The 14,793-nt window shown below is 37.6% G+C and carries 11 protein-coding genes; 7 read left to right on the top strand and 4 right to left on the bottom strand.

Annotation, left to right across the window (positions count from 1 at the left end; all coding sequences use genetic code 11):
- The first annotated feature begins 138 nt into the window (after positions 1-138).
- The 3 genes from HX13_RS00115 to HX13_RS00105 all read left to right on the top strand — a co-directional run bounded on the left by HX13_RS00115 (position 139) and on the right by HX13_RS00105 (position 3,472).
- Positions 139-2,280, top strand: a complete 2,142-nt coding sequence (locus HX13_RS00115) for a M3 family metallopeptidase (RefSeq protein ID WP_050019453.1) — start codon at positions 139-141, stop codon at positions 2,278-2,280.
- 211 nt (positions 2,281-2,491) lie between these two features.
- Positions 2,492-2,833, top strand: coding sequence for a YchJ family protein (locus HX13_RS00110; RefSeq protein WP_238554919.1), 342 nt, complete (start codon positions 2,492-2,494; stop codon positions 2,831-2,833).
- A 189-nt stretch (positions 2,834-3,022) separates the two neighbouring features.
- The gene (locus HX13_RS00105) at positions 3,023-3,472 is read left to right on the top strand and encodes a hypothetical protein (RefSeq protein WP_050019452.1); all 450 of its coding nucleotides are present in this window, start codon (positions 3,023-3,025) and stop codon (positions 3,470-3,472) included.
- 238 nt (positions 3,473-3,710) lie between these two features.
- Here the strand turns inward: HX13_RS00105 and HX13_RS00100 are convergent, their stop codons facing one another.
- Together HX13_RS00100 and HX13_RS00095 are read right to left on the bottom strand one after the other, a co-directional pair.
- The gene (locus HX13_RS00100) at positions 3,711-4,211 is read right to left on the bottom strand and encodes a peptidylprolyl isomerase (protein WP_050019532.1); all 501 of its coding nucleotides are present in this window, start codon (positions 4,209-4,211) and stop codon (positions 3,711-3,713) included.
- Positions 4,212-4,417: 206 nt separating this feature from the next.
- Entirely contained in the window at positions 4,418-4,669 is a 252-nt protein-coding gene (locus tag HX13_RS00095) for a VF530 family DNA-binding protein (RefSeq protein ID WP_050019451.1), read from the bottom strand.
- Positions 4,670-4,752: 83 nt separating this feature from the next.
- On the opposite strand from HX13_RS00095, the gene HX13_RS00090 reads away from it, so the two are divergent.
- Together HX13_RS00090 and HX13_RS00085 are read left to right on the top strand one after the other, a co-directional pair.
- Positions 4,753-5,958 (top strand): exonuclease SbcCD subunit D, encoded by a 1,206-nt coding sequence (locus tag HX13_RS00090; RefSeq protein WP_050019450.1) that lies wholly within the window; start codon positions 4,753-4,755, stop codon positions 5,956-5,958.
- A gap of 3 nt (positions 5,959-5,961) precedes the next feature.
- Positions 5,962-8,997, top strand: a complete 3,036-nt coding sequence (locus HX13_RS00085) for an AAA family ATPase (RefSeq protein ID WP_050019449.1) — start codon at positions 5,962-5,964, stop codon at positions 8,995-8,997.
- 224 nt (positions 8,998-9,221) lie between these two features.
- On the opposite strand, the gene HX13_RS00080 is transcribed toward HX13_RS00085, so the two are convergent.
- Both HX13_RS00080 and HX13_RS00070 read right to left on the bottom strand, forming a co-directional pair.
- Positions 9,222-10,247: an LLM class flavin-dependent oxidoreductase gene (locus HX13_RS00080; RefSeq protein ID WP_050019448.1), complete on the bottom strand. Its 1,026-nt coding sequence runs from the start codon at positions 10,245-10,247 to the stop codon at positions 9,222-9,224.
- Between the two features lie 332 nt (positions 10,248-10,579).
- On the bottom strand, positions 10,580-12,715 hold the full coding sequence (locus tag HX13_RS00070; protein WP_050019446.1) for a S9 family peptidase: 2,136 nt from the start codon (positions 12,713-12,715) through the stop codon (positions 10,580-10,582).
- Positions 12,716-13,143: 428 nt separating this feature from the next.
- Between HX13_RS00070 and HX13_RS00065 the strand changes: the two genes are divergently transcribed.
- Positions 13,144-13,653 (top strand): YceI family protein, encoded by a 510-nt coding sequence (locus HX13_RS00065; RefSeq protein ID WP_050019445.1) that lies wholly within the window; start codon positions 13,144-13,146, stop codon positions 13,651-13,653.
- A 187-nt stretch (positions 13,654-13,840) separates the two neighbouring features.
- Positions 13,841-14,668 carry a 4,5-DOPA dioxygenase extradiol gene (gene ygiD / locus HX13_RS00060; RefSeq protein ID WP_050019444.1) on the top strand — a complete coding sequence of 276 codons (828 nt, stop codon included), beginning with the start codon at positions 13,841-13,843 and terminating at the stop codon, positions 14,666-14,668.
- The last annotated feature ends 125 nt before the right edge of the window (positions 14,669-14,793 follow it).

Raw genomic sequence — 14,793 nt, 5'->3', positions numbered from 1 at the left:
TTCTTTCTTAAAACATAAGTTATGGTTACAATTTTACTTGTTTAAAAAAGTCTATTGGTTTTCGGTAAATACATTACTCAAAATGGGCGCTATAAAGTAAGTTTTTAATATCTTTATGCTTTACTAACAACTATATTTATGAAGAATATTTCATCGGTATTATTAATTTCTGCTTTGGCACTCAACCAATCTTGTACTACAATGAAACAAACCGATATTCAACAGGAACTTCCTGCACCCGATCCGGCCTTATCTTCCAATCCGTTTATGAAGAAAAGTAAACTTCAGTACGAAGCTCCGGAATTTGATAAAATTAAAAACGAGCACTTCAAACCAGCTTTTGATTTCGGTTTAAAGCAACATGAAGCTGAGATCATCAAAATTGCCAACAATCCTGCTGCTCCTACTTTTGAGAATACAATTGTTGCATTGGAAAGAAGTGGTGAAGTATTAAGAAGAGCACAGATTGTATTTTCCAATTTAACCAGTGCAAATACCAATCCTACTTTACAGGCTCTGGATGAAGAGTACGCTCCTATTTTTGCGGCCCATTCCGATAAAATGTACCTGAATGAAAACCTTTATAAAAGAATACAATCCATTAAAGAAGATGGACTGGATCCTGAGAGCAAAAGATTAGTTCAATATTATAAACAAAATTTTGAAATTGCCGGTGCTAATCTCTCTGCCGCTGATAAGGAAAAGTTAAAACAAATCAATCAGGAACTGGCTTCTCTTTCTACCCAATATGCCAATAAATTATTGGAAGCCAGAAAACAGGGAGGGGTATTCTTTACTGATGCCAAAGAACTGGATGGGCTTTCAGCTGATGAAATTGCCGCAGCTGCAGCCGATGCTAAAACGGCAGGACAGCCTGGTAAATATCTTCTTGCATTACAGAATACCACTCAACAGCCCCTTTTGCAAAACTTAAAAAACAGAGCTACCAGAGAGAAATTATTTAAGGCTTCCTGGGGAAGGGCTGAAAAAGGTGATGCTAATGATACCAGAGAAACCATTGAGAAACTGGCGAAGCTCAGATTGAAAAAAGCTCAGATCTTAGGCAAAAAGAATTTCGCAGAATGGAAACTTCAGGATCAAATGGCCAAAACGCCTGATGCTGCTATAAAACTTATGAACCAAATCGCGACTCCTGCTGTAGAAACGGCAAGACGCGAAGCAAAAGACATCCAGGATTTAATTGACCAACAAAAAGGAGGCTTTAAAGTAGAGCCCTGGGACTGGAACTTCTACGCTGAACAAGTGAGAAAAGCAAAATATGATCTTGATGAAAACCAGATCAAACCTTATTTTGAAATTACAACCGTTTTGGAAAAAGGTGTTTTCTTCGCTGCTGAAAAGTTCTACGGGCTGACTTTCAAAAAGAGAACAGATCTTCCTGTTTATCATCCTGATGTAGTTACATATGAAGTTTTCGATCATGACGGAAAATCCCTCGCAATTTATTATCTGGATTTCTACACAAGGGATTCTAAAAACGGAGGGGCATGGATGAGTAATTTTGTTGAACAATCTTATTTATTGGGAACAAAACCTGTAATCGTGAACTGCTACAATTATCAGAAACCAGCTCCGGGAAAACCTTCATTAATCAGTTATGACGATGTTTCAACGATCTTCCATGAGTTCGGTCACTCTATCCACGGAATGTTTGCAAGCCAGAAATATCCTTCCCTTTCCGGAACCAATGTACCGCGAGACTTTGTGGAATTTCCATCACAGATTAATGAGCACTGGGCTTTGGATCCTGTTGTTTTAAAGAATTATGCTGTTCATTATGAAACGAAACAGCCTATTCCGCAAGCTTTAGTAGAAAAGATCAAAAAAGCAGCTACCTTCAACCAAGGATATATGACTACTGAATTGGTTTCTGCTGCTGCACTGGATATGGATTGGCATACGGTAAACGACGAAAAACAATTTATTCCTGTTTTAGATTTTGAAAAGCAATCCTTAGCCAACCATGGCTTTAATCTGGCAACGGTACCTCCAAGATATCATACTCCTTATTTTGCCCACATTTGGGGAGGTGGATATTCAGCAGGATATTATGCCTATTTATGGTCTGAGACATTGGATAACGATGCATGGGAATGGATCAGCAAGAATGGTGGATTAACAAGAGAAAATGGCGACCGTTTCAGAAAATATATTCTTTCTGTAGGAAATTCTGTGGATCTTAATCAGGCCTTCAGAGATTTTACGGGACATGATCCGGATATCAAGCCTTTATTAAGAAACAGAGGTTTTATTAAATAAATCAATGGGAAGCATTCTTTAAGAGTGCTTCTTTTTATTTTCATGCAGATTGAGAAGATTATGCAAATTTTACCGCAAACATCTGCTTAATCGGCGAGAGATTATAAGTTTCGGCTAAAGCCATTCATTATTCCTTATTGATTGAACGGACTAAAGCCCGTTGCTATTGATATTTATTATATTTTTGTGGTTCGAAATTAAAATACAAAATATGGATTGTCCCTGTTGTTCAGGAAAACCCTACGAAGACTGCTGTAAACCTTATCACACCGGAGAAAAGCATGCTCCCACTGCTGAGGCATTGATGCGTTCCAGATTTTCTGCTTTCGCTATTCCGAATGGAGCATATTTAATGGAGACTACCCTTCCTGGGAAAAGGAAATATCACAATAAACAAGATCTTCAGGAATGGGGAGAAATCAACCAATGGACGAAGCTGGAGATTATCCGGACTCCGGCTTTAAATCATGTTGAATTTAAAGCTTATTATACAGATCAGGACGGTCAGCCGCAGATTCATCACGAATTTTTCTGTCTTCCAGAAAATGCATGAACGTTGGTATTATGTTTCAGGAGAATTTTTAGATTAATCATATGAAGAAGAACATTATTATGTACACAATGCTGTTTCTGCTCTGTAGTTTTAGTTTTTTTTAGAGCACAGACAGCGGAAGATAAAAAGCAGATCTCAACAGCAGTTACCGACATTTTAAAAGGATTTCAGACCAAAAACGGAGATCTTATGAATGCATATGTAAACGAAGCTTATGGAGTCGGGGTCCTTTTTAAAAGTGGTGGTGATCTGGGCTTTGTTTTGAATGAAGAGGTGGACTTCGATATGCCTTTAGGATATATTGAAAAAGCATGGAATATCAGGAATCAGTTTCCAATCCAATTTGGTGATGTTAGTGAATATGATTCAAAAAATAAGAAGTGGAAAAAAGAGGGTTTATTCGTTCAATTTAATTCCAATTCGGTTAATGATTATGTGGATAAATTCTCAGACGTATCTTCTATAAAGGACCAGGATATTTTTAAAATTAATTCTGATCCTGAAGATGTAGTTTTTGTAACGCTTGCTGAGAACAGTAAGGAAAATGCACCCATCAATGGCTTCAGATTTGTTATGACCAGGATAGGAGCAAAATGGTACCTGACATTAATTGATGTGACGGAATATAACGCAGAATAATACTGAGTAGGAGTGAGAGCAACTCCGTCAATCATAAATTTAGCATATCCCAAAGCAGAGCAGATGAAATGCTGACTTGAATAGTCCAAAATAAAAAGACGCACTCTTTAAGTTTGCGTCTTTTTTATTTTGGCTAAAGCCAATGGAATTATTTGTTTATTTTTCACGGGCTAAAGCCCGTTCATTGATATTACAAATGATTATAAAAAAATGTCCGAAAAAAACGGACATTCTATTTTTAGTGAGCATCTGTTCCATCAATTCCATGGGCATGACCATGTGATAATTCTTCTTCTGTTGCCGGGCGTGTATTCAGAACTTCCACCTGGAAATCTAAAACTTTACCAGCCATCGGGTGGTTAAGGTCTGCTACTACAACTTCAGTGGTAATTTCTACTACGAATGCCTGGAAATTATTTCCCTGATTGTCAGAAAGAGGTAAAATAGCTCCGACAGGCGGAAGCCCGGACTCTTTAAACATTTCAACCGGCAGCTGTGCAATGGCATCCGGCTGTCTTTCACCATAAGCTTCTTCAGGCTGAATGGTAAAAGCTGCTTTATCTCCAGCTTTCAAGCCAAGGATATTTTGTTCAAATTTTGGAATCATCATTCCCACACCGTACAAGAATGTAAGTGGATTTTCTGCTGTGGTTTCTTCTACAAGAACCTTACTCCCATCTGCTTCGATTGTGTGAAGGATGTATTTTACAGCTACAACGTGATTGTTTTCAATTGTCATATTTTTCTTTTTTTTCGTGAAGTTACTCACGATTAATAGCACAAATATACTGTTTTTGAATGATTTTTAGTTAGGTTGAAGGCCGGAAGAACTTTATTAAAGCTCATAAAGATAGCCCTATCTCTTTTTATACCTTAATAAAAGTCAATTTTATAAATTTTCATAAAACAGCCGCTCCGATCAAGCCAACAGTAACTTTTTCACCCTTATTTTTTATTTCTGGCTTCATTTCTCTTTTTCTGCCTTAGCACAAAGAGATATAAACTTTCAACTTTTGTTCTTGCCCAGGGTGTTTTTCTCAGAAATTTTAAGGAAGAGCTGATGCTGGGGTTATCTGTAAAACATTTGATGTTGATCTGCTCACCTAATTTCTCAAATCCTTCATAGTATTCTACCAGTTCTTCAAGAATAGCGTCGAGTCTTTTTCCATGTAAGGGATCTTTGGATTGCTGTTCCATTATTTTTTTTGTAAAATTAATTTATTAAAAGTTTATATGGAAATCCGTAATATCTCTTTCCTAATTGTTCTTACATTTGATGTATGAAAATTCTGCATACTGCCGACTGGCATTTAGGAAAAAGATTAGACCGCTTTTCCCGTCTGGAAGAGCAAATTCCGGTTATGGAAGAGATCATTAGCATTGCTGATGAAGAGCAGGTGGATCTTGTGATTGTCGCCGGAGATCTTTTCGATAATTTTAATCCAGGTGTAGAAGCCGTTGAGCTATTTTATAAAACACTGAAACGATTATCCCTTAGCGGTAAACGTCCCGTTATTGCTATTTCCGGAAATCACGACTCCCCGAATTTAATTAATGCTCCTGATCCCCTGGCACGGGAATGCGGAATTATTTTAATAGGACATCCCAAGGCAGAGATTGCTCCTTTTCAAACAGCTTTTTTTAGCATTAAGAATTCGGCAGCAGGCTTTATAGAGTTGGAGATCAAAAATGTAGGCTTTCCTGTAAGGATATTGCACACACCTTATGCCAATGAAATCCGTTTAAAGGAATATTTTGGTGAAAATAAAGAGGAGGAAATCAACAAAGTGTTGTCACAGACATGGAAAGAACTTGCAGACCGGTTCTGTGATACTTCCGGAGTGAATCTTCTGACAGCTCATTTGTATATGAACCAAAGAGGCGCCGAAATTTTGGAAGAACCGGAAGGTGAAAAACCTATCAAAATCGGGAATGCAGATTTGATTTATTCGGATAGTATTCCTGATCAGATTCAATATACGGCTTTAGGTCACCTGCATGGTTTTCAGAATATCGGAACAGCAGAAAAGCCTGTGGTTTATTCATCTTCTCCGCTATGCTATAGTTTTAGTGAATCAGGGCAGACAAAATATGTGTCTATTATTGATGCCCAACCTGGAAAACCTGTTTCCTATGAAAAAAAAGCTTTGAAAAGCGGAAGAGCTTTAGTCAGAAAAACTTTTACTACCATTGAAAATTGCGTTCAATGGCTGAGGGAAAATCCTGATACATTTATTGAGCTCACGTTAGAAAGTGAAACTTTCTTAACGGCTGATGAAAGAAGACTTATCTACCAGTCACATACCGGTATTGTCCATTTAATTCCCAGGGTGAAAAACAAAGAATGTACAGAACAGCAAAACCTGGAAATCAATTTAAACCAGAATATAGAAAGCCTGTTTAAGGATTATTTTAAATCTAAAAATGGCGGGCAGGAAGCCAATGATGATCTTATGAAATTGTTTAATGAAATTTTAAATGCCTAAGCTATGATTCCTATTCAACTTACTATTGAAGGTTTGTATTCTTACCAGGAACGTCAGAAAATTGATTTCAGAAATCTTACGGATGCAGGGTTATTTGGTATTTTCGGAGCTGTAGGTTCCGGAAAATCATCGGTACTTGAGGCTATTTCGTTTGCTTTATACGGGGAAACGGAGCGCCTGAACATGCGGGATAAAAGGGCATACAATATGATGAATTTAAAATCAAACAGTTCATATATAGAGTTTGATTTCATCAATTATGAGAATAAAATTTTCCGTGCTACAAGGGACTTCAGACGCCATGCAAAAAAATTTGAGGAGGTAAAACCTTATTCCGTCACTTTCTATGAGTATGCTGATAATAAATGGATTCCATTGGATCATTCGAATGCAGAGGCCATTATTGGGTTAAGCTATTCCAACTTCAAAAGAACTATTATTATTCCACAAGGTCAGTTTAAGGAATTCCTTGAACTGGGTGCTGCTGACCGAACTAATATGATGAAGGATATCTTTGGCCTGCAGCGTTATGATCTTCAGGATAATGTTTCCACATTAAGTGCCAGAAACAGGTCTGAACTTGATCAGCTTGAAGGCAGGTTGAAAGGTTTTGAAGAAATCAATGAGGAAAAGATTCAGCAACAAAGAGAGCTTTTAACAGATGAACAGAAAAAACTGGCACAAATCAATGAAAAGTTTGAACAAGTTTCCCATACTTACCAGCAACTGAAAAATCTGAAAACCGATTTTGAAAGTTTAAAACAAAACAGGGAAAATTTCCGTAAGCTCTCTGAACAGAAACCGGAAATGGATGCTTTGGAAATCCGGATTGAGCTATATGACCGTGTTTTCAGGGTTTTTAATCCTTTGATTGCTGAAAAAAACAAGCTTTCAAAAGAGATTATCCATAAACAAACTGAAAAGGAAAATCAGAGTAAAATCCTTCAGGAAACAGAAAAAAACTTCAATACCATCACCCGGCAGCTTTCTGCTCTTGAACCCCAATTCAAAGCATTGGAGCAATCCAGGATACAGGAAAATGACCTGAGCCTTATTCTACAAATACTGAAGTTCTCGGCTGAGGTTGAAATCCTTAAGGACAGGACGCAAAAAGGCGCTGAAAAAGTAGCTGAAGTAGAAACCTCAAAGCAGACCATTGAAAAGAAAATTGCTGAACTCTCTAAACAGATTGAGACTTTAAAAGGTCAGAAACTCGATCCTGCTTTACTTTCAGAGATTGGGAACTGGTTTATGCAACAGAAAAATGTAAAGAAATCTCAGCAGGAGCAAAATGAAAAAGTTGAGAAGCTTCAAAAACAGATTACACATATTGCTGAGGAATTAAAACCTTTTGATTTCCGTGAAAGTTTTAAAGAGGATTTTAAAATTCAGCGGGAAATTCTGGAGACCAGGAAAAAAGAGTTTTCACAAAAGCTGGATCATTTAAAAATCCAAAAAGAGCTGTCCCGTTTTGCCAGCGAACTGCACGATGGAGATAATTGTCCACTCTGCGGATCCAAAGAACATCCCCATATTGTAGAATTTCATGATGTAAATACTGAGCTGAAAGAAATTCAGGATCAACTCAACACTGTGGAAAAAGAGATTATGACCACCCAGAAAAAGGAATCTGACATTGAAAAAATCCTGGACCGGAAAAAAATATTTGAGGATCAGCTTATTGCTGAGCAAAAAACATTAATACAGCTTCAGAAAGATATGCAAAATCATCTTCAACAATTCACCTGGAAACAGTTCAATCCTGATCGTGAGGATGAGTTTGAGAAAAAAAGAGCTGATTCTTTTGCTTTAGATAAAAAGATTGTGGAAATCGAACGGAATATTATCCTGGAACGCGAAACATGGGATAAAGAAACCAGGCTTTTAGAAAAATACAAAACGGCTCTTGAAACATTCAGGCTTGATGAGGTTACCAAGCAAGAGCAGATTAATATCAACCGCTCCAATCTTAAAATCCTGAATTGGACGGATTATGAGCAGAGGAATGTACCGGATGTTGAAGAAGCCTATCAGAAGCTGATACAATCTAATATTGAAACAGAGCAAAACTATCAGAAAGCTGCTGAACAGGAAAAAATTCTGGCCCCCAAACTGGCGGAACAAAAAGCTATTGCAGATCAGGCTGAAAAGCAAATTTCTGAACTTAGAAAAGAAATTTCTGACAATAAAGAAACGATTGATAAAGCCCTGACAGAGCAAAATTTCAAAGATCTTAAGGAAGTGGAAAACATTTTACTTCAGGAACTTAATATTGAGAATACAAAGGTACAGATTCAAAGGTTCAAAGTTGATTTTGAAACCCTGAAAAAAATTATTGAAGGGCTGGAATTAAAGCTTAAAGGTCTATCATTCGATGATGAGCAGTTTTCTTTGACTGAGAAGCAGTTTAATGAAACTCAATATGAGTTGAAACAAACCAATGACTCGGTTGTTAAAATAAAAGCTGAAATAGAGCGGCTGGAAAGGGAATTTCATAAAAAAGGAGAGTTATTGCAACAGCTTGCAATCCTCCAAAAACGTGCTGACAATTTAAAACTGATGATGAACCTTTTTAAAGGAGCAGGTTTTGTACAATATGTATCCTCTATCTACTTAAGGCAGCTATGTGATCATGCCAATGTACGTTTTCATAAAATGACCAGGAATCAACTGAGCCTTCAACTGAATGAAAATAATGATTTTGAAATCATCGATTACCTCAACGAAGGCAGAAGCAGAAGTGTGAAAACGCTTTCGGGGGGACAGGCTTTCCAGGTTTCACTGAGCCTTGCCTTAGCCTTAGCAGAAAGCGTCCAATCTAATGCTCAGGCTGATAAAAACTTCTTCTTTATTGATGAAGGTTTCGGAACACAGGATACAGAGTCTGTAAATATTGTATTTGAAACGCTCACCAACCTGATGAAGGAAAACAGGATCGTGGGAATTATCTCTCACGTGGAAGAGCTTAAAGAGAAGATTCCTACGGCACTCAACATTATTAAGGATGAAGAAAGAGGAAGCTTAATTCAGATTATTTGATTTTTAAACCAAAAAGTCACAAAAGTTTATTTTAAAACACTTGAGTTCACTTAAGTAAGCTCACAATTGCTCTGCATAAAAAAGTGTATATTAACTGAAAATCAATGATTTTCATAAAACTTAAGTAAACTTCCTATACGCAAAGTATGTGACTTAAAAATAACTAAAGTGTTTAAAAACTTTTGTGACCTTTGGGTTAATTAATAAAAGTTATACCGGTTAGATCACAAGCCCTGTATTGCAGGCTTAACATCTTTTCCGAATAATTCAATTGATTTCAGGGTAATATCATGAGCAGGATCTCCGATATCCATATGTCCGATAAATCTTGTAATTCCGAAAAGTTCTTTCATATAAGCAATTTTATCTGCTACCTCAGCCGGGCTCCCAATAAATAAAGCTCCATCCTTACTTCTTCCTCCATCATATTGCATTTTGGTATAAGGCGCCCAACCTCTGGAAGCACCTACTCTATCCATCTGGGATTTGTAGTTATGGAAGTAACCGTCTACTACATTTTGGTCATCACTTACAAAAGTATGTGAGTGGATCGCAATCTGCATAGTTGCCCTATCATGTCCTGCTTTTTGATATTCTTGTTTATAAAATTCAATCAGGTTTTTAAACTGGATTGGCATTCCTCCAATGATGGCTACCACTAAAGGCATTCCCAATTGTGCTGCACTCAGAACAGATTGCGGAGTTCCTCCTACCGCTCTCCAGATCGGAAGTTTCCCATCATTTTTGGCTCTCGGATACACGGTCTGATTTTGCATGGGTGCACGAAGTTTCCCGGACCATGTTACATTTTCTTCTGAATTGATTTTCAGTAACAGCTCCAGCTTTTCATCAAATAGTTCCTCATAGTCATTCAATGAATATCCATACAAAGGAAACGATTCGATAAAGCTTCCGCGGCCCACGAAGATTTCTGCCCTTCCGTCTGAAATCAAATCGAGCGTTGAAAAGTCTTCATATACTTTTACAGGCTCAGAAGAACTTAAAACCGTTACTCCACTTGCCAGCTTTATATTTTTTGTAATGCTTGCTGCTGCTGCCAATACCATCTCCGGAGAAGAAACGGCATAATCCGGACGGTGGTGCTCTCCCATCGCAAAAACATCAATACCCACCTCATCCATTAATTTTACCTGATCCAGTATTTCGTGAATTTTCGTTCCTGCATCTCTATATTTTCCGGTTGACTGATCAAAAGCCAGGTCCCCGAACATTCCTATTCCTAATTCCATATTGTTGATTTTAGTAGAACAAAATTACAGGAATAAAAAGTCAAAAACATTGATGTTTGATAAGATCGGAAAGTGTGATCCTAAATATAAATCTTTGGTTTACTTTAATGTTGGAATTTGCATGTTTTTTAAGGCGCAAAGATTTTCTTAAAGATAAAATTGAATGCTTATTGTTTCTCTCTGATTTACAGATTTGCAGACGTTGTGAAAAAAATCTGCTTAATCCCCCTGATCTGCGGGACCCATACCTCTCATTTAAAATTAATTTTACACTTTACGTTTTCCAATCTCATGCAAATAAAAAATCCAGCCGATATGACTGGATTCTATTATTATTTTTTCAGGTATAAATCAAAATAATCCGTAATTTTCTGCATCAGGTGAACCCTGTCTTTTCCGATCACGTTATGCGGATGTCCCGGATAAGCAAAGTAATCTAACTGTACTCCATTATCCACTGCAGCTTTGATGAACTTAATGGAATGCTGCCATACCACTACATCATCCTGCGCTCCGTGGATCATCAATAGTTTTCCTTTCAGATTCTGAACTTTATCCAAAAGATTAGCCGTTGCATATCCTTGTGGATTTTCCTGTGGGGTATCCATATATCTTTCTCCGTACATGATTTCGTACATACTCCAGTCGATTACCGGTCCACCAGCAACTCCTACTTTGAAAACATCCGGTTTACGAAGCATAAAACTTGTGGTCATAAAACCTCCGAAACTCCATCCGTGAATTCCCATTCTTTCTGCATCCACATAAGGAAGAGACTTCAGATAATCTACTCCTTTCATCTGGTCATTCATTTCTGTGGTCCCCAGATTTCTGAAAACAGCCTGCTCAAATTTCATTCCACGGTTGGCAGAACCTCTTCCATCCATTGTAAAGATGATATAGCCATTCTGGGCCATATATTCATACCAGAGGTTTCCTGATGCAGGGAAAGTATTGGTAATCAGCTGTAAGTGAGGTCCATTATATAAATAGACAATTGCCGGATACTTTTTGTTCGGATCAAAATGAGTCGGAAGGATGATCTTTCCGTATAAAGGAGTTCCGTCGTCTGCTTTTAATTCTACGTTTTTAATTTCCGGTCTCTGGTAATTCTTTAACGGATTTTCAGCAGTAAGAATATTGGTAGATTTTAAATTGGCAGTATTAATGATATTGGCAACTCTTGGAGTATTTGCATTACTGTAGGCATCATAAATATAATTTCCGTCACTGCTTAAAACTCCGGTATGCATTCCTTCTCCGCTATCCAGCCTTTGCATTTTGAAATTGGTCCAGTTGATTTTATACAAATGTCTTTCCAGAGGTGTTTCTTTGGTAGAAGTGAAATAGATTTCTTTTTTCTTTTCGTTGAAACCTAAAATATCTGTCACCAGCCAGTCTCCTTTGGTAATTTGGGCAATAAGTCCTTTTTCCAGGCTGTAGTGGAATAAGTGATTGTATCCTGTTCTTTGGCTTTGCCAGATAAAATCGGTATTGGAATTCGGGAAGAACGTAAGCGGATGTTGCGGTTCAACATATTTACTGTCTTTTTCCTCAAATAAAGTTTTTACCAATTCTCCGGTAACGGCATCGTACTGATTCATCTTCATATGATTCTGCCCTCTGTTCAGTACACCTACAAAGATGTATTTTGAATCCGGGCTCCAGGTAACTGCCGTTAAATACTGGTCTTTTTCACCTTCAATCTTCAGGAACGTTGTTGATTGGCTTTTAATATTGAAAACTCCCAAGGTCACCTGATGAGAAGTCTGGCCTGCCATCGGATATTTGATATTGTGATTTACGGCAGGTGTCACAGACCAGTCGATGATAGGGTAGTCTGCCACCATACTCTGATCCATTTTATAAAATGCTACACTTTCTGAATTGGGAGCGGGAAAAATTCCGGTATCAATTCCGAATTCATTCCTGTGAACAGCCTGACCGCTGATAATATTCTCGTTTGTTTCATTGGTAACTGCGATTGTTTTCCCGTTTTTATTAACAAACAGGTTATTCTTTACGGTAAAGGCAAAGGTTTGACCGTCTCCAAACATTTTGATATTGGAAGCGTCTTTATCTATTGCCACCTGATCTTTCACTTTCCATTCGTTCCCTGATTTTTCAATCCAGAACATTGTATCTCCTGTGTTGAAATATCCTGAGTTTCTTGAAAATTTAATTTGCGGAACCGCCTTTAGTTTATCATGGACAAAGTGTCTGTTGAGCTGTGTCAAAGATATCAGTGTATCCTGTTTATTGGTTTTCATATCTGTAACCAAGTATCCGCCTTTTACTGCCTGGATATAAGACTTTCCATCTGCAGACCATGAAAATTGAGAAATATTTTTCACGGCAAGATTCGTTCTCATTCCGTTTACAGCTTCCGCCATTGTAAATTTTTGTGTCTGGGCAAAAGCTGAACTTCCCAGAACCAGCATTAATAAAGAAAATTTATATAATTTCATTGCATAAAATTGAATCCATCAAAAATAAGAAATAAAAACTATCCGTTAAGAAATGTTAAAATAAAACATTCATAAAATGTAATTAACGAATTGATTGAAATAATTTCTTAACTTAATTGTAGTTTTTTTGGCAGAAGTACCGGTTAAGTTACTCCCCATCCGTTCCTAGCAATGCCGGATATTGTAATGAAGGTAAAGACCCTAGCCCTGATAGGAACGGTTACCCCGCAGCATGTTTAGCGTATACGAGGTTTGACGTGGGAGTGTTGGGCGCGAGGAGTATGAGTGGATAGCAGGAAAAGCTCCTAAAGTTCAAGATCCAAAGTAAAAAAAAGAGGCTTCCATGCATTTCTTATCCTATATCAATGACTGGTATATGTGCTCTATCCTAAATTTGCATCATTAATAACAAACAAAAATATAACACAATGGCAACAAAATGGAACCTAGACCCAACGCATAGTGAAATTACTTTTAAAGTAAAACACATGATGATTTCTAATGTAAAAGGAAGTTTCAGAAATTTCACCGCTCAGATTGAATCTGAAGATGAGTTTTTCGCCAATGCAAAAACTACTGCTACGATCCAGACGGATTCTGTATTTACAAACAATACTGATAGAGATAACCACTTAAAGTCTGCTGAATTCTTCAATGCAGAGGTACATCCAACGATTACTTTTGAATCTCAGAATCTGAACAATGAGGTAGTAGGTAATCTTACTATTAACGGGATTACAAAACCGGTAAAATTAGATGTGGACTTCGGAGGTATCAACGTTGACCCATGGGGTAATACAAAAGCAGGTTTCTCTTTTGAAGGGAAAATCAGCAGAAAAGATTTCGGACTTAACTGGAATGCGGCTCTTGAGGCTGGTGGAGTAATGGTAAGTGATGAAGTAAAAATCGCTGGTGAATTACAGTTTGTAAAGCAATAATTTATAACCTATTTATTGAAAGGTTCAGGGATTTTTCTAAAACCTTGAACCTTTTGGCTTTTTAATACACCAGTTCTCCTAAGTTTTTGATAATCTTGTTTTCCACTTATGTGGGTTTATCTGTCCACATCATTTTAACTTACTTACGTGAACTAAGGTGTTTTTTTAAGATTTAATCTTTACTATTATGAATCTTAATGATCTTCAAAATATAAGCGACAGTTTCAAAAGTACGCAAAGAATGCCGGTGTTATTTCTCGGGCATGGCTCACCTATGAATGCTATTGAAGAAAATCAGTTTGTACAGGGTTTCCGGAAGGCAGCTACAGAAATCCCCAAGCCTAACGCTATTCTATGTATTTCTGCCCATTGGTATACGGAAGGAACTTTTGTAACAGCCATGGAAATGCCTAAAACCATCCATGATTTTTATGGCTTCCCAAAGGAATTATTCGATGTACAATATCCTGCACCGGGCAGCCCGGAACTGGCCAGGGAAACTGCTGAACTCCTCATGCCTGCTGAAGTGGAGGAAGATCACAGCTGGGGACTTGATCACGGTGCATGGTCTGTCATCAAGCATATGTATCCTGAAGCGGATATCCCCGTGATTCAACTGAGCATTGATTATACAAAGCCTCCGCAATATCATTATGATCTGGCTAAAAGACTGAATAAACTCCGGGAAAAAGGGATACTGATTATCGGAAGCGGAAATATTGTTCACAATCTCCGTTTGATCGACTGGAAAAATATTAATACGGTAGGCGCCGGCTGGGATTGGGCAGTGGAAGCCCGAGAAAAAACCAACAACTGGCTTCTGGATGGGAATTTCCAGAATATCATCGACTATCGGAAACAGGGAACATTTTTGCAATATGCTGTTCCTACTCCTGATCATTACCTTCCACTACTCTATACTTTAGGATTGAAAGAACGATCTGAAGATTTAGCTTTATTCAATGATGAGCTTATTGGAGGATCATTGAGTATGACCAGTGTAAGGATTGGATAGATAGAAAGCCGGATGCTGAAAGAAGGAACTTATTAAAGTTAAAAAAAAGAATCTACCCATTTATTAATGAGATTTCATCAAATGGCTGAAAAATTACACAGTTCATCACTTCCAGCTCATTCTTT

This window comes from Chryseobacterium sp. P1-3, from assembly GCF_000738495.1.
Lineage (GTDB): Bacteria > Bacteroidota > Bacteroidia > Flavobacteriales > Weeksellaceae > Chryseobacterium > Chryseobacterium gallinarum.
The sequence above is the reverse complement of the archived record's forward strand: the minus strand, read 5'-3'. Positions and strand labels throughout refer to the sequence as shown.